At 68.6% G+C, this 22,927-nt stretch carries 21 protein-coding genes and 1 tRNA gene; 11 read left to right on the top strand and 11 right to left on the bottom strand.

The features are described from left to right. Window positions 1-3: 3 nt before the first annotated feature. The 4 genes from ACZ6YV_RS06855 to ACZ6YV_RS06840 are packed head-to-tail and all read right to left on the bottom strand — an operon-like array spanning window position 4 to window position 4,613. The gene (locus ACZ6YV_RS06855) at window positions 4-465 is read right to left on the bottom strand and encodes a (2Fe-2S)-binding protein (protein ID WP_465508732.1); all 462 of its coding nucleotides are present in this window, start codon (window positions 463-465) and stop codon (window positions 4-6) included. Continuing rightward, complete coding sequence (locus ACZ6YV_RS06850; protein WP_465508731.1) at window positions 462-1,310, bottom strand: FAD binding domain-containing protein; 849 nt, start codon at window positions 1,308-1,310, stop codon at window positions 462-464. Before ACZ6YV_RS06850 ends, ACZ6YV_RS06855 begins: the two co-directional genes overlap by 4 nt. Next, complete coding sequence (locus ACZ6YV_RS06845; RefSeq protein WP_465508730.1) at window positions 1,307-3,643, bottom strand: xanthine dehydrogenase family protein molybdopterin-binding subunit; 2,337 nt, start codon at window positions 3,641-3,643, stop codon at window positions 1,307-1,309. Before ACZ6YV_RS06845 ends, ACZ6YV_RS06850 begins: the two co-directional genes overlap by 4 nt. A gap of 4 nt (window positions 3,644-3,647) precedes the next feature. Continuing rightward, on the bottom strand, window positions 3,648-4,613 hold the full coding sequence (locus tag ACZ6YV_RS06840) for a LysR family transcriptional regulator (RefSeq protein WP_465508729.1): 966 nt from the start codon (window positions 4,611-4,613) through the stop codon (window positions 3,648-3,650). 120 nt (window positions 4,614-4,733) lie between these two features. Here ACZ6YV_RS06840 and dnaE point away from each other — a divergent pair, with 120 nt between their 5' ends. From dnaE to ACZ6YV_RS06805, 7 genes are all read left to right on the top strand, one after another. Beyond that, window positions 4,734-8,264 carry a DNA polymerase III subunit alpha gene (gene dnaE, locus ACZ6YV_RS06835; protein WP_465508728.1) on the top strand — a complete coding sequence of 1,177 codons (3,531 nt, stop codon included), beginning with the start codon at window positions 4,734-4,736 and terminating at the stop codon, window positions 8,262-8,264. Next, on the top strand, window positions 8,261-9,034 hold the full coding sequence (locus ACZ6YV_RS06830; RefSeq protein ID WP_465508727.1) for an aminotransferase class IV family protein: 774 nt from the start codon (window positions 8,261-8,263) through the stop codon (window positions 9,032-9,034). Before dnaE ends, ACZ6YV_RS06830 begins: the two co-directional genes overlap by 4 nt. 14 nt (window positions 9,035-9,048) lie before the next feature. Beyond that, on the top strand, window positions 9,049-9,636 hold the full coding sequence (locus ACZ6YV_RS06825) for an SDR family oxidoreductase (RefSeq protein WP_465508726.1): 588 nt from the start codon (window positions 9,049-9,051) through the stop codon (window positions 9,634-9,636). A 69-nt stretch (window positions 9,637-9,705) separates the two neighbouring features. Further along, window positions 9,706-10,833 carry an aminotransferase class V-fold PLP-dependent enzyme gene (locus ACZ6YV_RS06820; RefSeq protein WP_465508725.1) on the top strand — a complete coding sequence of 376 codons (1,128 nt, stop codon included), beginning with the start codon at window positions 9,706-9,708 and terminating at the stop codon, window positions 10,831-10,833. A 23-nt stretch (window positions 10,834-10,856) separates the two neighbouring features. Then, window positions 10,857-11,864: a methyltransferase gene (locus ACZ6YV_RS06815; RefSeq protein ID WP_465508724.1), complete on the top strand. Its 1,008-nt coding sequence runs from the start codon at window positions 10,857-10,859 to the stop codon at window positions 11,862-11,864. Between the two features lie 33 nt (window positions 11,865-11,897). Next, the gene (locus ACZ6YV_RS06810; protein ID WP_465508723.1) at window positions 11,898-12,698 is read left to right on the top strand and encodes a metalloregulator ArsR/SmtB family transcription factor; all 801 of its coding nucleotides are present in this window, start codon (window positions 11,898-11,900) and stop codon (window positions 12,696-12,698) included. A 5-nt stretch (window positions 12,699-12,703) separates the two neighbouring features. After that, a complete protein-coding gene (locus ACZ6YV_RS06805) occupies window positions 12,704-13,294 on the top strand; it encodes a dihydrofolate reductase family protein (RefSeq protein ID WP_465508722.1) in 591 nt (196 codons plus the stop codon). A 48-nt stretch (window positions 13,295-13,342) separates the two neighbouring features. On the opposite strand, the gene ACZ6YV_RS06800 is transcribed toward ACZ6YV_RS06805, so the two are convergent. Next, a complete protein-coding gene (locus tag ACZ6YV_RS06800) occupies window positions 13,343-13,540 on the bottom strand; it encodes a hypothetical protein (RefSeq protein WP_465508721.1) in 198 nt (65 codons plus the stop codon). Between the two features lie 374 nt (window positions 13,541-13,914). Then, window positions 13,915-15,378, bottom strand: coding sequence for a DUF1349 domain-containing protein (locus ACZ6YV_RS06795; RefSeq protein WP_465508720.1), 1,464 nt, complete (start codon window positions 15,376-15,378; stop codon window positions 13,915-13,917). 113 nt (window positions 15,379-15,491) lie between these two features. On the opposite strand from ACZ6YV_RS06795, the gene ACZ6YV_RS06790 reads away from it, so the two are divergent. Beyond that, complete coding sequence (locus ACZ6YV_RS06790; RefSeq protein WP_465508719.1) at window positions 15,492-16,652, top strand: sensor histidine kinase; 1,161 nt, start codon at window positions 15,492-15,494, stop codon at window positions 16,650-16,652. Next, window positions 16,649-17,317, top strand: a complete 669-nt coding sequence (locus ACZ6YV_RS06785) for a response regulator transcription factor (RefSeq protein ID WP_465508718.1) — start codon at window positions 16,649-16,651, stop codon at window positions 17,315-17,317. The genes ACZ6YV_RS06790 and ACZ6YV_RS06785 overlap by 4 nt, the downstream gene beginning before the upstream one ends. Window positions 17,318-17,330: 13 nt before the next feature. Here ACZ6YV_RS06785 and ACZ6YV_RS06780 read toward each other — a convergent pair. Continuing rightward, a tRNA-Leu gene (locus ACZ6YV_RS06780) sits at window positions 17,331-17,404 on the bottom strand. A gap of 125 nt (window positions 17,405-17,529) precedes the next feature. Here ACZ6YV_RS06780 and ACZ6YV_RS06775 point away from each other — a divergent pair. Then, window positions 17,530-17,751 (top strand): DUF3618 domain-containing protein, encoded by a 222-nt coding sequence (locus ACZ6YV_RS06775; protein WP_378243385.1) that lies wholly within the window; start codon window positions 17,530-17,532, stop codon window positions 17,749-17,751. A 2-nt stretch (window positions 17,752-17,753) separates the two neighbouring features. On the opposite strand, the gene ACZ6YV_RS06770 is transcribed toward ACZ6YV_RS06775, so the two are convergent. Together ACZ6YV_RS06770 and ACZ6YV_RS06765 are read right to left on the bottom strand one after the other, a co-directional pair. Continuing rightward, on the bottom strand, window positions 17,754-18,164 hold the full coding sequence (locus tag ACZ6YV_RS06770) for a hypothetical protein (RefSeq protein ID WP_465508717.1): 411 nt from the start codon (window positions 18,162-18,164) through the stop codon (window positions 17,754-17,756). Between the two features lie 233 nt (window positions 18,165-18,397). Then, a complete protein-coding gene (locus ACZ6YV_RS06765; protein WP_465508716.1) occupies window positions 18,398-18,955 on the bottom strand; it encodes a TetR/AcrR family transcriptional regulator in 558 nt (185 codons plus the stop codon). Window positions 18,956-19,075: 120 nt separating this feature from the next. On the opposite strand from ACZ6YV_RS06765, the gene ACZ6YV_RS06760 reads away from it, so the two are divergent. Then, complete coding sequence (locus ACZ6YV_RS06760) at window positions 19,076-20,536, top strand: flavin-containing monooxygenase (protein WP_465508715.1); 1,461 nt, start codon at window positions 19,076-19,078, stop codon at window positions 20,534-20,536. Between the two features lie 73 nt (window positions 20,537-20,609). On the opposite strand, the gene ACZ6YV_RS06755 is transcribed toward ACZ6YV_RS06760, so the two are convergent. Together ACZ6YV_RS06755 and ACZ6YV_RS06750 are read right to left on the bottom strand one after the other, a co-directional pair. After that, the gene (locus ACZ6YV_RS06755; RefSeq protein WP_465508714.1) at window positions 20,610-21,080 is read right to left on the bottom strand and encodes a helix-turn-helix transcriptional regulator; all 471 of its coding nucleotides are present in this window, start codon (window positions 21,078-21,080) and stop codon (window positions 20,610-20,612) included. A 174-nt stretch (window positions 21,081-21,254) separates the two neighbouring features. Continuing rightward, the gene (locus tag ACZ6YV_RS06750; RefSeq protein WP_465508713.1) at window positions 21,255-22,871 is read right to left on the bottom strand and encodes an LCP family protein; all 1,617 of its coding nucleotides are present in this window, start codon (window positions 22,869-22,871) and stop codon (window positions 21,255-21,257) included. Window positions 22,872-22,927: the final 56 nt, after the last annotated feature.

Here is a 22,927-nt window from a genome sequence, read left to right as displayed (position 1 = left end):
CTTTCAGCGGCCAGGGGCCGCGTCCCGGATGGCGTCCACGATGAACTGGTAGCCCGTGCACCGGCACAGGTTCCCCGAGATCCCCTGCCGGATCTCGGCGTCCGTCGGGTCCGGGTTCTCCTTCAGCAGCTCCGCCGCCGTCGCCAGCATCCCGGGCGTGCAGAAACCGCACTGCAGCCCGTGGTGCTTCCGGAACGACTCCTGCAGGGGGTGCAGCCGGCCATCGGAAGCCAGCCCCTCCACGGTGACGATCTCCGAACCGTCCACCTGGGCCGCCAGCAGACAGCACGAACGCGCGCTCGCGCCGTCGAGGGTGATCGTGCACGAGCCGCAGACGCCGTGTTCGCAGCCGACGTGCACCCCGGTGAAACCCAGGTCGTGGCGCAGGAAGTCGGCCAGCGTCCGCCGTGGTTCACACTCGGCGCGATAGGTCCGTCCGTTCACCGTCACGGTGACCGTGATCATGCGCGCTCCTTCGCACGCGCGATCGCGCGCCAGGTGAGGACGGCGGCCATCTCACGCCGGTAGTCGGCGGGGGCATGGAGGTCCTCGGGCGGATCGGTCGCCGTCGCGACGAGTTCCGCGGCGAGAGCGATCGCGTCGTCCGTCAGGGGGGCGCCGGCGAGCGACTCTTCGGCCGCGGCGGCCCGGATCGGCGTGGGGCCCGCGCCCGCGACGGCGATCCGCGCGGTTTCGCAGGTGCCGCCGGACATCGTCACGGTGGCGAAGACGGCGACCAGTGCGAGGTCGCGGCTTCGGCGGCTCAGTTCCTCGACCGCCCAGCCGCCTCGATGCCGTGGCACCGAGATCCGGGTCAGCAGTTCGCCGGGGGCCAGCGCAGTGCGCTGCGGGCCGAGGAAGAAGTCCCGTGCGGCGACGAGCCGTTCGCCTTCCGGCCCGCGCAAGGCGAATTCGGCGTCGAGCGCGACCATCACGGCGGGCAGTTCCGCGGCGGGGTCGGCGTGCGCGAGGCTGCCGCCGATCGTGCCCCGGTTCCGGATGGCCACGTGCCCCACGAAACCGAGCGCCTCGGCGAGCAACGGGGCCTCGGACCGCACGACAGTGGACGTCTCGGCAAAGCGGTGCCGGGTGAGCGCGCCGATCTCCAGCCGTCCGTTCTCCCTGCGCAGGAAGGAAAGCTCGTCGACGCGGTTGATGTCGACCACCAGCGACGGCCGGGCCTGACGCAGGTTCAGCAGCGGCACCAGGCTCTGCCCGCCCGCCAGCGCCCGCGCGCCCGGCGTGCTCAGCGCTTCGATGGCGTCGGCGAGCGACGAAGCTCGGAAGTACTCGAACGGAGCGGCTTTCACCGGCGTGCTCCCCGCTTCATCGCGGCCAGCAGCCGGGGCGGCGTGATCGGCAGCGACGTGATGTCGACGCCGTATTCGCGCAGCGCGTCTTCGACCGCGTGCGCGATCGCCGCGCCGCCGCCGATCACGCCCGCTTCCCCCATCCCCTTGAACCCGCCGGGAACGTGCTCGGCGGGCGTGGCCATATGGGACACGGAGAACGGCGGGATCTCGGTCGCGGTCGGCAGCAGGTACCCGGTGAACGAAGTGGTCTCCATCCGCCCGTCGGCGCCGTAGACCAATTCCTCGTACAGCGCTCCGCCGATGGCCTGAGCCGCGCCGCCGTGCAGCTGCCCGTCCACGATCGTCGGGTTGATGACGGTGCCGCAGTCGTGCGCGATCAGGTAGTCCAGCAGCGTCACCACGCCGGTCTCCTCGTCGACTTCGGCGAGGACGGCGGTGCAGCCGAACGACGTCGCGACGTTGACCGGGTCGTAGACCTCTCGCTCTTCCAGCGTCGGCGTCTCGTCTTCGGGCCAGACACCGTTCAGCCGCCGGTATGCCGCGTCGCCGATCGCGGCCAGCGTGACCTCCTTGCCCGGTACGCCCTTCACCGAAACGACACCGTCCTCAAGGGACAGATCGTCGGGGGAGACCTCCAGGATGTGACCGGCCACCCGCAGGATCTTCGCCCGCAGCCGGGTCGACGCGTTCAGCACCGCCGCGCCGCCGACGGCCGCCCCGCGGCTCGCCGCCGTGCCGTAGCCGGTATACGGGCAGCTTTCGGTGTCGCCGGAAATGACGGTGACGTGGTCGAGCGGGACGCCGAGCGTGTGCGCGGCCACCTGCGCGAGTGTCGTGTGGATGCCCTGCCCGATCGCGGAAAGTCCGGTGTGGACGGTCACGTGCCCGGTCGAGTCGACCCGCACGACCTCCTCGTCGAAGCCGGAATGCCCCAAACCGGAGAGGTTGATGATCCGGCTCGGCCCGAACCCGGTCAGTTCGTTGTGGAACGAATATCCGATGCCGACACCATTTCCGCGGCGTTCGGCCCAGCCCGCGTCCTCGACGGCCTTCAGGCAAAGATCCAGGCAGTCCGCGTAGCGGCCGCTGTCGTACACGAACACCGGGCTCTGGTACGGAAACGCTTCCGGCGGGATGAAGTTCTTGTGCCGCACCGCGTGCGCGTCCATGCCGAGCCGTTTCGCCAGCTGCTCCACCAGATGTTCGTGCACGAAGTTCGCCTTCGGCAGCCCGTAACCGCGGAAAGACCCGTACGGTGACCGGTTCGTCATCACGGCGACAAGGGTCAGTTCCACGTTCGGGATCGCGTACGGCCCTGTCAGCAGCGCCGTCGTCGTCCAGCACGGACTGGGGCCGACGGTCCCGAGCACCCCGCCGAGGACGCCGTACACCGTGGCCCGCAGACCGGTGATCGTGCCGTCGTCCTTGGCCGCGAGTTCGACGTCGATCTTCTGCTCGCGCGAGTGCGCGTTGGCGACGAAGCTCTCCGCGCGGTCTTCGATGAGCTTGACCGGTTTCCCGGTGCGCCGCGAGAGGATCGCCGCGACGACCTCCTCGGCGTAGAAGTCGAACTTGTTCCCGAAACCGCCGCCGACGTCGGGGGTGCGCACGCGGATCCGGTCCATCGAGAGCCCGAAGACCTCGCCGAACAGTTCGCGCGCGAGGTTGGGCGCTTGCGTCGCGAGCCAGACGTCGAGGCGGTCGGTGAACGGATCCCAGGTCGCCACCACACCGCGCGTTTCGATCGGCGTGCCCATCTGGCGGGCGAAGCGGAACGACTCGGTGAGCACGACGTCGGCCTCGGCGAACACGGCGCCGACGTCGCCCATCGGGATGGTCCCGGTGCCGGCGATATTGCTCGGCCAGTCTTCGTAGAGCTTCGGGGCGTCGTCCGCCAGCGCCTGTTCGAGTGAACTGGCGGCCGGGAGTTCTTCGTACTCGACCTCGATCAGTTCCAGCGCGTCTTCGGCGGTCGCCCGGTCCTTCGCCGCGACGGCAGCGACGCCTTGGCCGGGATACCGGACCTTGTCCACGGCCAGCGCGTGGGACTCGGGCACCCGCATATCCGGCAGATTCGACCAGATCACCGGCTGCGGCGCCATCGTGGCGGCCCGCACGTCCTCACCGGTGACCACGGCGAACACGCCGGGATGGGCCTCCGCCGCGGTGGTGTCGACGCGCACGATCCGCGCGTGGGGATGAGGACTGCGCAGGACGGCGGCCTCGAGCATCCCGGGCAGCCGGACGTCGTCGATGTACTGCGCCCGGCCGGTGAGCAGCCGGACGTCTTCCTGCCGGGTCACCCGCGCGCCGATCAGCCCCTCGCCCATGGCTTCACTTTTCCGTACCGGCGGCCCTTCGCGCATCGTGCACACGGGTCATGGCGTCCCGGTCCGCCACCGGGAGCCACTGCCGCTCCGGGTCGAAAGGCCGGTAGCCGGACCGGACGTGCTCGATCAGCAGCGGCAGCGTGGGGTGCCGGTTCTCGTGCCGCCACAGCAGCGAGAACGGGTACACCGGTGTCGGGTCGACGAGCGGGATCTGGACGACGTCCGGATGCCAGGGCACGTGCATTTTCGCGCCGACGAAGCCCAGCCGGTCCTTCGACTGGCTGAGTACCTCGATGTGGTGTTCGAGCCCGAAGTTCGGGCCGTCGGTGTCGACGAGGATGCCGAACGCCGGGCACAGTTCCTGCCAGAACTCGGCCCATTCGCTGGCCCGCGCGTTGTAGGGCATCCAGGCCGTCAGCCCGGCTAGTTCCGCCATCACGACCCGCCGCCGCCGCGCGAGCGGGTGCCGCCGTCCGACCAGCAGGTTCGCCGGCTCCAGGTAGGCGGGCGTACGGCCGATCCCGGGGTCCGTCACGGTGCTGACGCGGGCGAAGGCGGCGTCGACCGACTCCGGCAGCATGGCCCGGCGCGCCGCGCCCAGGCCGGGAGTGACGAGTTCCAGCTCGTCGTCGTGGTCGGCGTGAAACGCCCGGATCACCTCCATGGTCGCCAGCCGCGTGCCGAGGACGTCGACGCGCAGGGGATGGCGCCTGCCCTGAAGACGTTCGACGGCCTGGTCCGCGAGGCTGATCAGCGCGCGGGCGTGGACGAGGAACTCCTCGCCGTCTTCGGTCGGCTCGGCCCCGCCGCGTGTCCGCGACAGCAGCCGCACGCCGAGATCGGCCTCCAGCTTGGCGACCCTCTTGGAGATCGCCTGCTGGCTCACCTCCAGCCGGATCGCGGCCTCGCTGAAGTACCGGTCCTCGGCCACCGCGACGAACGCGCGCACCGCGCCCAGGTCCAGCTCCATTGTGCTCCCTTTACAACTGATGGTTGTCGCGGCCCGCGTGTCGCTTGTTGGACAGCACCTACGTGCCTTGGGTCCAATCGCCCCCGTCGGACCGGATCGTACAACTGTGGGGAGTGGCCGGTGGACTCCTTCGTGCACCTGCACGTTCATACCGAGTACTCGATGCTCGACGGCGCGGCCAAGATCGCGCCGCTGTTCGCCGAGGCCCAGCGGCTCGGCATGGCCGCGGTGGGCATGACCGACCACGGGAACATGTACGGCGCGGACGAGTTCTACCGCCAGTCCGTCCGGGCCGGGCTCAAACCGGTGATCGGCATCGAGGCCTACCTCGCGCCCGAGTCACGTTTCCACAGGAAACCGGTCTTCTGGGGACGGCGCGGCGACGGCGGCGACGTCTCCGGCGGCGGCGCCTACACGCATATGACCATGCTCGCGGAGAACGCGACAGGGCTGCGGAACCTGTTCCGGCTGTCCTCCTCGGCCAGCCTGGAGGGGTACTACCGCAAACCCCGGATGGACCGCGAACTCCTCGCCCGGCACCACGAAGGCATCATCGCCACCACCGGCTGCCCGTCCGGCGAGGTGCAGACCAGGCTCCGGCTCGGCCAGCCGGACGAGGCTGTCCAGGCGGCCTCGGACTACCGCGACATCTTCGGCGCGGACGACTTCTTCCTGGAACTGATGGACCACGGTCTCCCGATCGAGCGGTCCGTGCGCGAAGGGCTGCTGGACCTCGGCCGCAGACTCGACCTGAAACCCTTGGCCACCAACGATTCGCATTACGTCACCCAGGACCAGTCGGAGGCGCACTCCGCACTGCTGTGCGTCCAGTCCGGCAAGACCCTCGACGATCCCGGCCGGTTCAAGTTCGACGGCGACGGCTACTACCTCAAGTCCGCGGAGGAGATGCGCCGGTACTGGGACGCCGAGGTCCCGGGCGCGGCGGATGCCACCCTGCTCATCGCCGAACGGATCGAGCCCTACGACGAGGTCTACCGGCACCTCGACCGCATGCCGGTCTTCGAGGTCCCGGAAGGACACGACGAAGAGTCCTGGCTGCGTGAGGAAGTCTCGGCCGGGCTCCGCCGCCGGTTGCCGGACGGCGTCCCCGACGCTTACCTCACGCGTGCCGACTTCGAGATCGGTGTGATCGCCGAAAAGGGCTTCCCGGCGTACTTCCTGATCACCGCCGACCTGATGAACCACGCTCGCCGCGTCGGCATCCGGGTCGGGCCCGGCCGCGGTTCGGCGGCGGGCTCGCTCGTCGCGTACGCGCTCGGCATCACCAACCTCGATCCGATCGACCTCGGCCTGCTGTTCGAACGATTCCTCAACCCCGAACGGGTCTCCATGCCGGACATCGACATGGACTTCGACGACCGCCGCCGCGGCGAGATGATCCGCTACGCCACCGACAAGTACGGCGCCGAACACGTCGCGCAGGTGATCACCTTCGGCACCATCAAGACCAAGGCGGCTATCAAGGATTCCGCGCGCGTCCACTATGGACAGAGCGGATACGCCATCGCGGAACGGATCTCCAAGGCGCTCCCGCCGCCTGTCGCGGCGAAGGACATCCCGCTCGCCGGGATCGTCGAGCCGGGTCACGAGCGCTACGCCGAAGCCGCCGAGGTCCGCACGCTCCTGGAAGGCGACGGCGAGGCGGCCAAGATCTTCGAGACCGCTCGCGGACTCGAAGGACTGATCCGCAACGCGGGGGTGCACGCCTGTGCCGTCATCATGTCGAGCGAGCCGCTGCTCGACGCGATCCCCTTGTGGCGGCGGGACGACGGCGCGGTCATCACCGGCTGGGACTACCCGTCGTGCGAGGCCATCGGCCTGCTGAAGATGGACTTCCTCGGTCTGCGCAACCTCACCGTCATCGGCGACGCTCTCGACAACATCAAGGACAACCGCGGCGAGGACATCGACCTCGACACGCTCGGCGTCGACGATCCGGCGACCTACGAACTGCTGGCGCGCGGCGACAGTCTCGGCGTCTTCCAGCTCGACGGCGGTGCGATGCGGGATCTGCTGCGCCGGATGGGGCCGACCGGGTTCGGCGACATCATCGCGGTTAACGCGCTGTACCGGCCCGGTCCCATCGCGATGAACACGCACAACAACTACGCGGACCGCAAGAACCGCAGGCAGCCGATCGAGTCGATCCATCCCGAACTGGCCGAGCCGCTGCGCGAGATCCTGGCCGAGACCCACGGCCTGATCGTCTACCAGGAACAGATCATGCAGATCGCGCGCGACGTCGCGGGCTACTCCATGGGCCGAGCCGACGTACTGCGCAAAGCGATGGGCAAGAAGAAAAAAGAAGTACTGGAGGAGGAGTTCGAGGGCTTCCGGGACGGCATGATCGCCAACGGGTTCTCCCACGCGGCCGTGCAAGCCCTCTGGGACGCGATCCTCCCGTTCGCCGGCTACGCGTTCAACAAATCCCACGCGGCCGGCTATGGCCTCGTCGGCTACTGGACCGCGTACCTGAAGGCGAATTACCCGGCGGAGTACATGGCGGGCCTGCTGACTTCGGTGGGGGACAACAAGGACAAGTCGGCGGTCTACCTTTCGGAGTGCCGCCGGCTGGGGATCAAGGTGCTGCCGCCGGACGTCAACGAATCGGGGCTCCGGTTCTCGGCGGTGGGGGACGCTATCCGGTTCGGCCTCGGCGCGGTGCGTAACGTCGGCGCGAACGTCGTCGACTCGATCATCACGACACGGCGGGAAAAGGGGAAGTGCGCGTCGTTCACCGATTTCCTCGGCAAGTCGGAACTGGTGGCCTGCAACAAACGTGTCCTCGAGTCACTGGCCAAAGCGGGCGCTTTCGACTCGCTCGGACATACGCGGCTCTCGATCCTGCGGGTGCACGAGGACGCGGTGGACGCCGTGGTGCCGCTGAAACGCAAGCAGGCGATGGGGCAGTTCGATCTCTTCGGCGCGGACGAGGAGAACCAGGACGACACCTCGCCGCTCGCCCACCTCAGGTTCGGCGTCGAGGAGTGGCCGCGCAAGGAATTGCTCACCTACGAACGGGAAATGCTCGGGCTGTACGTCTCCGCGCATCCGCTCGACGGGGCGGAACGTGTCCTGCGCAGGCACGCGCCCCGGCCGATCGCGGCGATCCTCGACAATCCGCCTCGGGAGGGGGAGCTGGTCGTCGCCGGGCTCATCACGTCCATGGAGCGGCGGGTGAACAAGAAGGGTGAGCCGTGGGCCATCTGCACGATCGAGGATCTGGACGCCGCGCTCGAAGTGCTGTTCTTTCCCAAGGCGTACGCACTGTTCGTGGCGGATCTGGCCGAGGACAACGCCGTCCGCGTCAGCGGCCGGGTGAACTGGCGGGAGGACAAGATGTCCGTGTTCGGCGGCGGCCTGGTGTCGCTCGATCTGTCCACGGCGGGGGACGAGGAACCGCCGCTGACCTTGCACGCGATCGCCGAGCGGCTGACCGAGGAAGCGGTCCTGGAACTGAAGCGGACTTTGCTGGCGCACAAGGGGGACACGCCTGTCCGCGTGAAGCTCGCCGGGACGGTGTACGCACTCGACGACTATCCGGTCGCCGTCAGCTCGATGCTCCTGGGCGAGCTGAAGTCCGTTCCCGGCATCACGCCGGAGACCGGCCGGTTTACGGTGCGGGCATGAGTTCTCACGTCGCCCAGCGAAACGGCGAGACCGCGACCGCCGAAGACCTGGCGCCGCTCGCCTTCGCGGGCTTCGCTCACTTCACCGCCATACAGGTGCGAAACGGCCTGATTCGCGGTCTCGACCTGCATCTGGACCGGCTCCGGACAGCCTCGACGGAGCTGTTCGGAGCCGCTCTGCCCGACGATCGGATCCGCTCCTACCTGCGCAAAGCGTTGGAGTCCTGCCCCACCGACGTGTCCATGACCGTGACGATCCACCTGCCGGGTGACCTCGAAGTCCTGGTGCGCACCCGGCCACCGGCGGCCGGTCCGGCGGGGCCGCTGGCGCTGACGGCGGTCGAACACGAACGCGTCCTCCCCGCCATCAAGCACACCGGCGAGATGGCGAAGTCGTACTTCCGGCGGCAGGCCGTTCTGGAGGGCTTCGACGACGCGGCGTTCGTCGACCGTCAGGGCAGGTTCAGTGAGGCGACGATCTGGAACCTCGCCTTCTGGGACGGCGATACGGTGGTGTGGCCGGACGCCGGACTGCTGAGGGGAACCACGATGGGCATCGTGCGGCGACGGCTGGGGGCACTCGGTGTGCCGCAACGGGTCCAGGAGGTCACGCTCGCGGATCTGCCGGGGCTCGCTGGTGCGGTGGTCATGAATTCGTGGACGCCGGGGATCGCGGTGCGCCGGATCGGCGCGACGCCCCTGCCGGAGGCGCCGTCCTTCGTCGCGTCGCTGCACCAGGCTTACGAAACAGAACCCTTCACCCGACCTTGAAAGGAAGAACGCCGATGAAGATCTTCGTGGTCGGTGCCACCGGGACGATCGGGGCCGCGGTCTGCGAAGCGCTCACCGCGCGCGGGCACACCGTGCTCCCCGCCTCCCGCTCCGGCGAGGTCAAGGTGGACGTCGAGCAGCCCGCCACGCTCGACGCCGTCTTCGCCGCCGAACCCGGGATCGAGCACGTCGTGTGCTGCGCGGGGAGCGGCTCGCTGGTCCCGGTCGACGGCGGCACCGACGAAGAGTTCGTCCAAGGCCTGCAAGGGAAACTGCTCGGGCAGGTGTTCCTGGTGCGGCACGCGATCCCGCATCTGCCGGACGACGGTTCGGTCACGGTGACGGCAGGCCGGATCCCTGAGACGTTGCGCGGCAGCGCGTTCGGAGTCCTGACCAACGTCGGGCTCGAAGCCTTCGTCGCCGCGGCGGCCCGCGAACTGCCACGCGGCCTCCGCGTCAACGCCGTCAGTCCCGGCTGGGTGAGCGAAACGCTCGCCGCGCTCGGCGAACCGGGCGGCGGCACCCCGGCGGCGGACGTCGCGCGGAGCTACGTCGAGGCGGTGGAGAACGGGAGCCTCACCGGGCGGACGCTGACGCCGTAAGTGGACACAGTGACTGGTTGTCGACTAGCTTCGTTGAAGTGGACACGGTGTTCACTTAAGGAGGGTCCGATGACTCCGCTGCCGCGCGAGCAGTTCCCCGCCGTGAACCGCTGGGCCTATCTCAACCACGCCGGGATCTGCCCGCTGCCGACGTCCTCGGTGGAGGCCATGTACCGGCAAGCCGTCGAGGTGTCGCTGGACGGTGAGTTCACCTACGCCGCGCACAGTGCGGCGATCGAACGGGCCCGCGAGTCGGCGGCGACGCTGATGGGGGTCCCGTCGCGTGATGTCGCCTTCGTGAAGAACACCACCACCGGCCTCGGTTTCGTCGCGAACGGGCTGGAGTGGGCACCCGGTGATCGCGTCGTCATCCCTGACGGCGAGTTCCCGTCCACGCGGTATCCGTGGCTCGCGCTCGCCGATCGCGGTGTGGTGGTGGACCGCGTGAGCGGACCTCTCACCACCGAGGCCTTCGCCGAGGTGATCGCCGCTGGCCCGCCACCCAAGCTCGTGGTGACCAGCTGGGTCCAGTTCGGCCGTGGCAGGCGGTTGGACCTCGCCGCGCTGAGCCGGGTGTGCCGGGACGCCGGGGCGCTGTTCTGTGTCGACGTCATCCAGGGGCTCGGGGCGATTCCGGCGCGGCTGGCGGAATGGGGAGTCGACTTCGCGATGGCCGACGGGCACAAATGGCTGCTGGGTCCCCAAGGCTGCGGCGTGCTTTACGTGCGGGAGTCCTGTTTGGACTTGCTGCGGCCGCTGGAGCCGGGCTGGAACTCGGTCGTCCATCGAGAAGACTGGGACAACCCTGCCTACGTGCCCGACGCGACGGCCCGGCGGCTGGAAGGCGGTATGCCGAACGTCGCCGGGATCGCCGCCCTCGGCGCGTCGATCGACCTGCTGCTGTCCGCGGGAATCGAAGAGATCTGGTCGCATGTGGACGGTCTCTGCGAACGCGCACGCGAAGGGCTTGCCGGAATCGGTGCGAAAGTGCTGTCCGACAGCGAGGCCGGGCAGCGCTCGGGAATCGTGTCCGTCCAGGTCGGCGGGATGCCGATCCCGTTGCTGGCGGAACGGCTCAAGGCGCGCGGGATCGCCTGCTCGGCGCGGTCCGGCGGGCTCCGGATCTCGCCGCACGGCTACAACACCGAGGACGAAATCGATCGCCTGATCGCCGAGGTGCGCGAGATTTTCGCTTGACCGCGCTGCCACAGTGAATCTTCGTGGCGAACCAAGACAACGACAGAAACGATCTCCTCCGGCTGGCCGGGCTCGCGACGCCGATGGCGCTGCGGGTCGCGGTCACCCTCGGGTTACCGGACCGGCTGACCGGCGACGGCGCGACCGCCGCGGAACTGGCGGCGGAACTCGGCCAATCCCCGCTCCCGCTCGACCTGCTGCTGGGGCACCTCACCACCCTCGGTGTCCTCGAACGGACCTCGACCCGCTATCGCACCACTGCCTACGGGGCGAACCTCCGCGCCGACGCCGGAAACGGCTTGGCCGGACTCCTGGACATGAAGGCCGCCGGCGGGCGGGGCGAACTGGCGTTCGTCGAACTCGCGCACAGCATCGCCACCGGCGAGGCGGGCTACATTCGCCGCTACGGCCAGGATTTCTGGGCCGATCTCGCCGAGCATCCCCACCTTCGGGAGACGTTCGACCGGCAGATGACGCAGCGGTTCCTGACGCAGGTGCCGGGGCTCGTCTCCGGTTTCGACTGGTCGCGCTTCGGCACGATCGTCGACGTCGGCGGCGGTCATGGCAGCCTGCTCGCCGCGATCCTGACGGCGAATCCTTCGGTGCGCGGCCATCTCGTCGATCTCGCGCCCACCGCGGCCGCCGCCGAGAAGGAACTGCGCGATCACGGGCTCGAAGATCGGACCGAAGTGACCGCGGGCAGCTTCTTCGACCCGCTCCCGAGGGGCGCGGACGCCTACCTGCTGTCCGACATCCTCCACGACTGGGACGACGAGCACGCCCATCGCATCCTGGCCCGCTGCGCCGAGGCGGCTCGCCCGGGAGGTCGCGTCCTCGTCGTCGAGGCGGTCGGCGATCTCGGGGCCCAAACCGAATGGGACCTGGTCATGCTCGTGCTCTACGGCGGCCGCGAGCGACGTCTCGACGAGCTCCGCGAGCTCGCCGCCGCGCACGGGCTGGTCTTCGACTCCGTCACCACGCTGACCGAGCAGCGCAGCCTGCTGGAGTTCCAAGCCCAAGATATTCCTTGACAAGAATATTCTGCTGAGTGAATACTTCTCGGCATGGAGCAGATCGCAGCAGCACTGGGAGACGGAGCGAGGTGGCGCATCGTCGAGCTTCTCGCCGAGCGGCCCCGGTCCGTCGGTGAGCTCGCCGAGCTGACCGGCCTGCGGCAGCCGCAGACGACCAAACACCTCCAGACCCTCGCCCGCGTCGGTCTCGTGACGGTCTTCCCGCTCGGGCAGCGTCGCGTCTACGCGATCGAGGCGGGCCCGCTGAAGGACTTCGAAGACCGGCTGCGGGAGCTGATCACGACCGTCGAGGCGAACGAGGGCGAGCGAGATGTCCTCACGCGCTATCAGGCCGCGATCGGCGCCGACTCCGCGGACGCAAACCAGGACCGATGGGCGGACGGGCGGACGTTCTCGTTCGACCGCCTGCTGGCCGCGTCGCGGGACGACGTCTGGCGGCACTGGACCGAACCCGCGCTGCTCGCGTCCTGGTGGGCGCCGCCGTCGATGGCCGTCACCGATTGCGTCATCGAGCCGTGGCCCGCCGGGCGTGCTGTTCTCGACTACCGCGATGCGGAAGGGCGATACCGCTCCGCCGGCCAGGTCCGCGCCGCGACCGAACGCGAACACCTCGAGTTCGACCTCTCGGTGCTGGATGCCAAGGGGGAGAACTTCTTCACCGGTCATTACGACCTGAATTTCACCGAGGCGCCGGGCGGGACCCGGCTCCGGCTCGACCTGCGCATCACCGAAACCACCGTCGAGGCCGTGCCTTTCATCGCCGGGATCGAAACCGGCTGGGGCCAGGTGCTCGACAACCTAGAAGCCCGACTCACCCAGGAAAAGGACTGAACGACATGACTTCCCGCCGCGTTACCGCGAACATCAGCCTCACCCTCGACGGCCACTACAGCGGCCCCGGCGGTCCGGGCGACATGGGCGCGATCGTCTCCTACGCCACCTCCGACGTCGCCCGCGCCCACCTCGCTCGCATCCACGAAACCGCGACCACCGCCGTCCTCGGCAGACTGAACGCCGAGGGATTCCTGGGCTTCTGGCCGACCATCGCCGCCGACGAGAACGCCGACCCCCGTGACCGTGCCTACGCGAAGTGGCTGGTGGACGCCGAAAAGGTGGTCTTCTCCACGACCCTGACCGAAGCGCCCTGGGATCGTGCCCGCGTCGTGAACGCCCCCGTCGCCGACGTCATCGCCGACCTCAAGGCGAACGGGGACGGCGACATCCTGGTCAACAGCAGCGCCAGCGTCATCAAGGCGCTGCTCGCGGACGACCTGATCGACCGGCTGTACCTGATGATCTGCCCCGAGATCACCGGTGGCGGGCAGCGGCTGTTCGTCGACGGGCTGCCCGCGTCGAAGTGGACGCTGGCTTATCAGGAGGTCGGGGAGTCGGGGGAGATGGCGCTGGTCTACGACCGTTCGCGCTGATCCTCGGCTCTCGTGAGTGGTGAGTGTCGTTCTAACGGCACTCACCACTCACGACCAACGCGTCCCACTACGGCGCGGCACCCTGGTCACCTTGCGGTACATGAAGGCCCCCTTCATTGCGCCTAGCGCAATGAAGGGGGCCTTCATGTACTTGGGGAAGGCACCCGCGTCGAGTTCGAGGATCGCGCTCGCCACTGCCGACGGGAACAGCGTCGACCAGACGATCTCGCCGGGGGCTGGTTCCATCGCCGCCAGCTCGGACGGCTCGTCCTCTGGAGTTCACCGAAGCCGAACTCGTCGACCGTGCCTACGACGAGGTCGTCCTGCGCGACGTGGTGCGAGACGGGCTCACGGTGGCCGGGAGTCGAGCATGGCCGGCAGGCCGCCTGCGAAAGAGAAAAGGCTGACGTGCGGATCAGACGCTGCGACACGGGCGTCCAACGAGGACGTGGCCGACGCCTATGCGCTCTTTTCGGTCGACAGCTCGTTGCCGCGAAACGGCAACGAACCGGAGCTGCACCCGTCCAGCGCTGGGTTCGCTCCTTCGGATCTGGCTTGTGGTCGGGTTTCCGGCTGGCAGCCGCCCACGACCCGGACGACCTCATCAAGGCGTGGCGGCACTAACCCGGCAGCCGGCGTTGCCGAAAAAAGGCAAAAGCCAGCAAAACAGCGGCGTAGCCACCCAGAACGGCGAGCCCCGCCCATCCCGGCAGCGGGAAGTACCCCTCGGACGGCGAGTAGTGGGCGACCACCTGTGGGTATTCCTGTTTCGCCTGCAGGACAGCGAATCCCGCGGCCGGGGTCAGGCTCAGCAGCCAGTCGGCCAGGGTGTCGGGCAAGAGCGGAAACGCCGTCAGGACATACGGGATCACGATCGCGGCGATCGCCACGAGGCTCGCCGCCCAGGCACGCCGGAACAGTGCGCCGAGGGCGAGTGTGAAAAGGGCGGCGAAGGCGATCAGCCCGGCGACGCCGACGATGATCCCCAGTTCTTCGAGTGTGGACATCGGACGGACGGTGCCACCGTTGGCGCGCATGAACGCCACACCGACAGGGAGTGCCACGCCCGCCATGGCGAGCCCGGTCATGAAGGTCGCGCCACCGAGGACGACGGATCGCGCCGCCGACACCTCGACGCCTGGCCGCCTGAACCGCGCCGCCACGACGATCACGATGACGAGGCCGAACACCAGGCCGATCAGGGTGTCCGTGACGTCGAAGCCCGGGGCGGTGCCGATCGGCCCGATGTCGCCGGAGCCAGTCACAGTGAACGTGCCGTCCGCCGTGACGAGTCCCGGCGGCTGATGCTTGCGCTCCCATTCGGTGCCGCCCATTTCGCCCACCGCGTCGGCGCGCCAGCCTGCCTCGGCGAGGCCGGTCAGGGTGACGTTGTCGAAGGTGGCGGAGGCTTGGGTGAAGCGGACTTCCGAGGAGCTCCCGCCGAGGCCGGTGGGCTTGAGCGTCAGGTCGCCGGGCGAAGTGGCGAACAGCCCTATTTGGACTGTCTTGGCGACGCCGGTGAGGACGGCCGTGCCGACCTGCGTCCAGCGGACGCCGTCGGGTGACTCGTAGCCGGTGACGGTGTCGCCGGAGCGAGTCAGCCGGAGCCAGCGCGGTGCCTGCGGCGACACTCCGCCGGGGCTGCCTGCCGTGTCGTGGACATAGTCGGACTGCATCCGCGCACCGTTGCCGCCGGTGAGCATGAGCGCCGCGTAGGAAGAGCCCTGCGTGACACCGTCCTTGATCATGATGCCCGTTTTCGCCCACGGCACGAGACCGGGCACGATCTCGTCGTGGTCCGGCGGCGGATAGGTGATGGTGCCGGTCATCGAGGTCATCCGGACGGTGATGCCGCCGTCGCCGGTCAGCGACCGGTGTCCGAAGTAGAACGTGTCGCTCACCGCTTCGCCCAGCGGTCCCCGCGGGTCGGCGGGACAGGCGACTTCGACCGTCTCCTGGCTGCAGGTCGAGCGGTTGCCGAACGCGAAGAGCAGCCCGAACAGGATCACGACGACCATCGCGACGGCCAGCGCGGCGATCCGGCCTCGGCTGCGGAAGGCGCGCCATTCCTGGCGTAGGGCCACGGCGGAAGTTCTGGTGAGTGAAGGCACGCCGCCGGTTCTACGGGCCGGGGCCTAACACCGTCCGAACCGTCGCTGTCATACCGCTGTTAGGTCCGGTGCGGCATCCTGGGCCCATGGACGGCAAGCTACGGCGTCTGACGCGGCCAGTGCGGCTGAGGTTCACTCTCCTTTACGCCGGGCTGTTCCTCGCGTCCGGCATCGTTCTGCTGGTACTGACCAACCTGCTCGCTGGGAATCAGTTGACCGAGACCGTGCCGGCGCGGTCTCCGGGCACGGAGCAGACCAGTCTCGCCGCCGCGCAGCAGGTCATCCACGGACTGCAGGACCAGCTTTCGGACCTGGAGGCGGCGCGGTCACGCCAGCTGCTGGCGGGTTCGCTGATCGCGCTCGCCGTGATGGTGGTGGTTTCGGTGGTGCTGGGCAGGATCGTCGCCGGCCGGGTCCTGCGCCCGCTGCGGACCATCACCGGCGCCACCCGGCAGATCTCCGCCGAGAACCTGTACGAGCGGCTGGCCGTGCCGGGGCCGTCCGACGAGGTCAAAGAGCTCGCGGACACCATCGACGACTTGCTGGAGCGGTTGGAGGCATCCTTCGCGGCACAGCGCCGGTTCGTGGCCAACGCTTCGCACGAGTTGCGCACTCCGTTGGCGACGATGCGGGCGTCGCTGGACGTGGCCGTGGCGAAACCCCGGCCCTCGGCCCAGACGATCACCCTCGCCGACCGGTTCCGCACCGAGTTGGACCAGGTCGACAGTCTCCTGGAAGGCCTGCTCGTCCTCGCCCGGGCACAGCACGGCGTGCTCGACGACGAAGTGCCGGTCTCCCTGCGTCACCTGGTTTCCACGGCTCTGACGACGCGCGCCGCCGACATCGCGGGCAAGTGCCTGACCGTCGACGACGGGGACCTGCTGGAGACCGCGCGGACCCTGGGCAGCCCCACTTTGCTGGCCCGCGTGGTGGACAACCTCATCGACAACGCGATCACGCACAACCGCACCGGTGGCTGGATCCGGGTCGCGACGAAAGAGGAGTCCGGCGCCGTCGCGCTCGTCGTGGAGACGGGCGGCGCGCTTTTCGCCCAGGAACACGTCGACGGCCTCACCCAGCCGTTCCGGCGACTCGCCGCCGACAGGACCGGTTCGGAGCACGGCTCCGGCCTCGGCCTGTCGATCGTCGCGGCCATCACCGAGGCCCACGGCGGCCACGTCCGGCTGCGCGCGCGACCGGCGGGCGGGCTGGACGTCATCATCTCGCTGCCAGGCACCCCGGCATGAGGATCCTGGTGGTAGAAGACGCCCGGGCGCTGGCGGACGTGCTGGCCGAGGGGCTCCGTGACCAGGGCATGGCCGTCGACATCGCCTACGACGGCGTCGCCGCCGCCGCCAAACTCGACGGCACCGCCTACGACGTCGTCGTGCTCGACCGCGACCTGCCCGGAATCCACGGGGACACCCTCTGCCGGATGATCACCGGGCGAGAGGAACGCGCGATGGTGCTCATGCTGACAGCGGCGGGTTCGCCAGGGGACCGGGTCAGCGGCCTCACCCTGGGGGCCGACGACTATCTCGCGAAGCCCTTCCACTTCCCCGAACTCGTCCTGCGGGTCCGGGCACTGGGGCGACGGCGCCCCACGGCCCGCGCCCGCACCTTGCGCGGGGCAGGCATCGAACTCGACCCGGCGAGCCGCACGGTCACCCGCGACGGCAGGCTGCTCGACCTCTCGACCAAGGAGTTCGCGCTCTTGGAAGCCCTCCTGCGCGCCGGTCCGGTCTACCTCAGCGCGGAGAAGCTGCTCGAACAGGTCTGGGACGAAAACGCCAACCCGTTCACGAACACCGTCACCGTGACCGTCGGCAGGCTGCGCCGCAAACTCGGCGAGCCCGCTGTCATCACCACGCTGCCCGGCGTGGGCTACCGCATCGCCGGATCGGGGACGTGACCGGTGAACCCTGTGGGCCCGGAGAGACTCGAACTCTCACTGGCACGGACCTAAACCGTGTGCCTCTGCCAATTGGGCTACGGGCCCCCAGTACTGCCCTGAAAGCGTAGCGTGCGACACGTTCGGCGTTTCTCGGCGTGGCCGGTGCCGCCCGAGGGGGTGGTGTCCTCTAACGTGGGCTTCCAGCAAGTCCGTCGCGGCGAGGAGGACACGTGGCTCGCGATCCCGAGACCATCGAGCGTGAGATCGAGCAGGCCAGGAACGCGCTGGTCGCGACTCTCGACCAGCTGGGCACGAAGGCGAACCCCGCGAAGCTGGTGGATTCCGCGAAGTCCGGTCTGCGCGCCAAGCTGGACGACCCCAAGGTGAAGTACCCGCTCATCGGCGGGGCGGTGCTGATCGGCGTCCTGCTGATCCGCAAGCTCCTGAAGTAGCTTCAGGAGGTCTGGGCCGCCTTGGCGGGTGTCTTGGCCGGCTCGGCCTTCTCCTCGGGTTTCGCCTCGTCGACGACCTTCGGGAGTTCCTTGCCCTGGGGAACCGGAGGCTTGGCCGGGATCTTCTCCTTGGCCTTGCCGTTCGCCGGGGGCGGAACCTCGAGCGGCGCGATCTCCGGGAGCGTCAGCCTCGCCGTCATGTAGGCGGCGGTGAACTCGAGCGCACTGCCGTTGAGCAGGTGCACCACGGTCGACCGCTCCGGCGGGGACAGTTTTTCGACCAGCTGGTCGGCGCGGTCCCTGGCCGCGATGATGCCCGGCGCGCGACCGGTCAACTCCTTGCCGGTACCGCTGACAGTGACCTTCCAGTCGTCGTCCTCCTGGACGTACGACGCGGTGATCGGTTCGGTCATCCGCCTCACCCCTCTCCTCGCGAGCATGCGTCACTCTGTGGACCTCGCCACGCCCTCGTCATGACGCCACTTTCGGGTGGTGGCGCCCCCTCCTGACCGAGGCCGTGACGGTCCATCAGAGTTTCTACAGTGTCATCGATACAGTAGGACAACTCTGTGTCACAAGACACTGGCGGCAATGTGCTCTGAGTGACGACCGAATGGCCTAATGCACGCGCATCTTCACGGTCGTTTCAGCGGGCCCTCGCGGACAGGCCTGACCAGAGGACATCCATCGCGTATTCGGTCGCCAGTTCGGGGCTGACGTCCTCGTGCCGCTCGCACCAGATCGCGAGCCGTTCGCACGCGCCGACGACGAACTCCGCGGACGCCTCGGCGCGGAGGTCGTCACCCGCGTCGAAGTAGTCGCTCATCAGGGCGGCGATCAGATCGGTCTGCTGGCGCCGGGTCTGCTCGATCTCGTCGGCGGCGCCGGTGCCGATCAGCGCCATCTCGTGGCGGAGCAGTGACCAGGCCTGCCGTCGTTCCCGGATGAAGACGAAGAAGGCGAGCAGTCCGCGCCGCAGCGCGTCCTCGGCGGAGGTCGAGCCGACGGTCGCCCGTTCGGTGACCTCGCGCAGTGCCGCCCGCGACTGCTGGATGCAGGCCAGCAGCAGTCCCTCTTTCGAGTTGAAGTACTCGTAGAGCATCGGCTTGGAGACCCCGACGCGCTCCGCGATGTCGTCCATCGACGCCGAGCCGTAGCCGCGTTCGGCGAAGACCTCTTCAGCGATCTCGATCATTTGCCGCATTCGCTCTGCTCGTGGCATGCGTTTGCGCTTCGCCGTCGTCACCACAACACTCTACCGAAGGTAACCTACTTCGAGTAAGGTGAACTCTCGGTAACAGGTAAACGAGTGAGAGGTCGGGTCATGGGCAACCGCACCGAGACCGGTGTCGTCATCGTCGGAACCGGCTTCTCCGGGTTGGGCATGGCCATCCAGCTGCGGAAAGAGGGCCGCGAGGACTTCGTCATCCTGGAGAAGGCCGACGACGTGGGCGGCACCTGGCGGGACAACACCTACCCCGGCTGCGCCTGCGACATCCCCTCGCACATGTACTCGTTCTCGTTCGAGCAGAACCCCGGCTGGTCCCGGGCGTACTCGCCGCAGCCCGAGATCTGGCGCTACATGCGCGACGTCGCCGCGAAGTACGACCTCCACCGCTTCATCCGCTTCGGCCAGGAGATGACCGGTGCCCGCTGGGACGCCGACGAGAACCGCTGGCACGTCGCGTCGAAGTCGGGCGAGGAGTTCGTCGCGCCCGCGCTGGTCGCCGGGGTCGGCGCGCTGCACCTGCCGCAGATCCCGAAGCTGCCCGGCATCGAGCGCTTCAAGGGCCGGGCGTTCCACTCCGCGCGGTGGGAGCACGACTACGACCTCGACGGCAAGCGGGTCGCTGTGGTCGGCACCGGCGCGAGCGCGATCCAGTTCGTGCCGCGGATCGCGCCGGACGTCGCCGAACTGACGCTCTTCCAGCGGACACCGCCGTGGATCATGCCGAAGCCGGACCGCGAAATGCCGCAGGCGCTGCAGAAGACGTTCAGCTCGATCCCGCTGCTGCAGCGCGCCTTCCGCAACGTTCTCTACTGGGGCCTCGAAGCCCGCGCGATCGGCTTCAACGGGCAGCCGTGGGTGATGAAGATCGGCCAGCGCATCGCGCGGCGCAACATCTCCAAGGGCGTCAAAGATCCCGAACTGCGCCGGAAACTGACGCCGGCCTACACCATGGGCTGCAAGCGCGTCCTGGTCTCCAACGACTACTACCCGGCGCTCGCGCGGGACAACGTCGACGTCGTCACCGAGGGCGTGAAAGAGGTCCGCGAGCACAGCGTCGTCGACGGCGCCGGCGTCGAGCACGAGGTCGACGCGATCATCTACGGCACCGGCTTCCACGTCACGGACGCCTTCGACGACTTGGAGATCATCGGCCGGGACGGGCGCAACCTCGGCAAGGAGTGGGCGGCCGAGGGCATGCGGACCTATCAGGGCATCACGGTGTCCGGGTTCCCGAACCTGTTCTTCCTGCTCGGCCCGAACACCGGGCTGGGGCACAACTCCGTGGTGTTCATGATCGAAGCGCAGATCTCCTACGTCGCGCAGGCGCTGCGGCTCGCGCGCGGCAAGGCGCTCGACCCGCGGCCGGAGGCGCAGGAGCGGTTCAACGGCGAGATCCAGCGCAAACTCGCCAAGGGCATCTGGACCCAGGGCGGCTGCAAGAGCTGGTACCTGGACGCGAAGGGCGTCAACCGCACGATCTGGCCGGGCTTCACTTGGCGGTACTGGCTGGACACCCGCAAGGTGCGGCGCGAGGACTACGAACTCCTCGGCTGAAGCCGCGAAGTGGGGAGGGTCCGTGAAAGCCAAGATGGGGGGCATGGCCTTCACGGACCTGGGGATGCCGCGCTCATGAGGGGTTGAGCCGGCGAAGCCTTCCGATGAGATCGACGGTGGGGATGCCGCAGAGTTCGGCCATCCGCTCCAGCGCCGCGAAGTCGAGGTGGACTTCGGCGGAACCGTTGTCGCCCGACCGTTTGAGCCGGTCGTCCGCCCACCGTCGCAGCGGGAACAGTTCTTCCTGGTCGTCCTTGATCACCAGGCGCAGGTCTATCCGGACCCGGCCCGGTTCGTCCACGAACACCCGGCGATGCACCTTGGCCAGCAGGTCCTGTGGCAGCTCGTCCATCGCCACGCACAGCTCGACCAGCCGCACCACCGAACAGTGCCGGGTGCCCAGCTCGTAGGTGGCCAGCGTCTGGAGCGAGATCTCGCTCTGCAGATGCTGGTTCAGTTCCTTGCGTGTCCAGCCACGTTTACGGCGGAGCTTGCGGAGCTCGTCTCCGAGTATCCGCTGATAGCTCTCAGCGTCGATCAGCACTCTCCCCGACCCCTCTTCCACCGGCTCGCCCCCTGTGACAAAAGGCGGCACGAGCGCACTCACGTGTATGAAAGTCGGCAGGTCGCCCGCTCTTACGCGGTTTCGGGGGTGCTTTTCATACCGATTTTGACCTGATAGGCCGAACGGGTGAAGAAAGCGGGTGTTTCGAGGGCGTCAGTTGACGCAGGGGACACCTTCGGCGGTGATCGGCTGCTCGTCGGACTGCTCGGGCGGCGGGGCCGCGGCCGACGAACCGGCGGCCTTCTGCGAGGAGCCGGAGCCCTCCGCGCCGCTCGGCGTCTTGAAGTCCGAGCCGAGGAACACCATCACGTGCCCGGCCTCGACGCTCTTGTCCTCTTGGACGGTCGGGTTGCCGCCGAGCTCGTCCGCGACAGCCTGGCCCGCAGCCTTCTGGCCCTTGGCGACCCAGACCACCGTCTTCTTGCGCGCGCTCGCGGTGGCCGTGTCGCCCGCGGTGAAGCCCTTGTCGGTGAGCTGCTTCAGCACCGCCGAGGCCAGCCCGTCCCGGGTCGTGGAGTTGCGGACGTCGACCGTGGTCGCCTTGTTGGGCGACTCGGCGGGCGGCGCCGGCTTCTCACCGGGCTGCGGGCCCGCGAGCCCCTGGACGAAGTCCTTGACCTGTTTCGGGTCGACCTGGATCGCGACGCCGTCGTTCGGGGTCTTGTACTCGATGTTGACGACCGGGATCGTCCGGAACTCGAGCTGTCCGCCGGTGAGGCCCTTCATCTGCTGCGCGAAACCGAAGACGTCCCAATTCTGGTTGAGCACGACCGACTTCTTGATGGCCGCGATCAGGTCGTTGAGCCTGCCCGGGTTCGTGAGCGTGCCCGCCGAGAGCACCTTTCGTGCCATCCCGGCCATGAACACCTGCTGCCGGACGACACGGTCGAGGTCGCCGCGCAGCAGCCCGTGGCGCTGCCGGACGAAGCCGAGCGCCTCCACGCCGGAGATGGTGTGCGGGCCCTTGGTGAACTTCGCGCCGGAGAACTGGTCGTCGACGTCGTCGTTGAGGCAGACGTCGACCCCGCCGATGGCCTGGGTGATCTCGCTGAAGCCCAGCAGGTTGATGGCGGCGTAGTTGTCGATGGTCGAACCGGTCAGCTGCTCGACCGTCTTGATCAGGGTCTTCGCTCCGGCCTCGTTGGCCTTCTGGTCGAGTTCCTTCGGGTCGGAGACGCCGTTCTCCTGCTGCTTCTTGCGCTCGTCGAGCATCGCCCGGGCATACGCCGAGTTGATCTTGTGCCTGCCGAAGCCGCCGGGAATGTCGACGTAGGAGTCACGCGGCAGCGAGATCGCGACGGCTTTGGACCCGTCGTTCGGGATGTGCACGAAGATCAGCGAGTCGGTGTTCAGCTCGCCGTCGGCCTGTCCGGCGCGCAGCTGGGCGAGGACCTCCTTGGACAGCGGGTTGCCCTGCGCGTCCGTGCGGCTGTCGAGGCCGACGAGCAGGATGTCGCGGGCGCCGTCGGCGGGCTTGTCGCCCTCGTCGGCGCCGATGCCGACGTTCGCGAAGGTCAGGCCGTCCATCGCGGCCCAGGCATAGCCGGTCAGGCCCATGATCAGCAGCGAGACGAGGCCCAGCGCGACCTTGGGCCCGCGGAACGACCGTCGCGGGGCACGCCGCTGTTCCGGGCGCCGGGGCGGAGGGCCCGCGGGCGCCGGGCGGGCGCCACGGGGCGCGGCCGGGCGGGAAGGCACGCGTCCGGGCGCGTCCTGCCGCGGCCGGGCGGGACGTCGATCCCCTTGCCCATTCCGAGGCGGGTACTCCACGCGGTCTGCTCCTTCTGTTCGTTACCGGTCGACGGTCTGCTCAAGGGACGCATGGT

The organism is Amycolatopsis sp. NPDC102522 (assembly GCF_055584485.1).
This window is presented reverse-complemented; position numbering and strand designations above follow the sequence as displayed.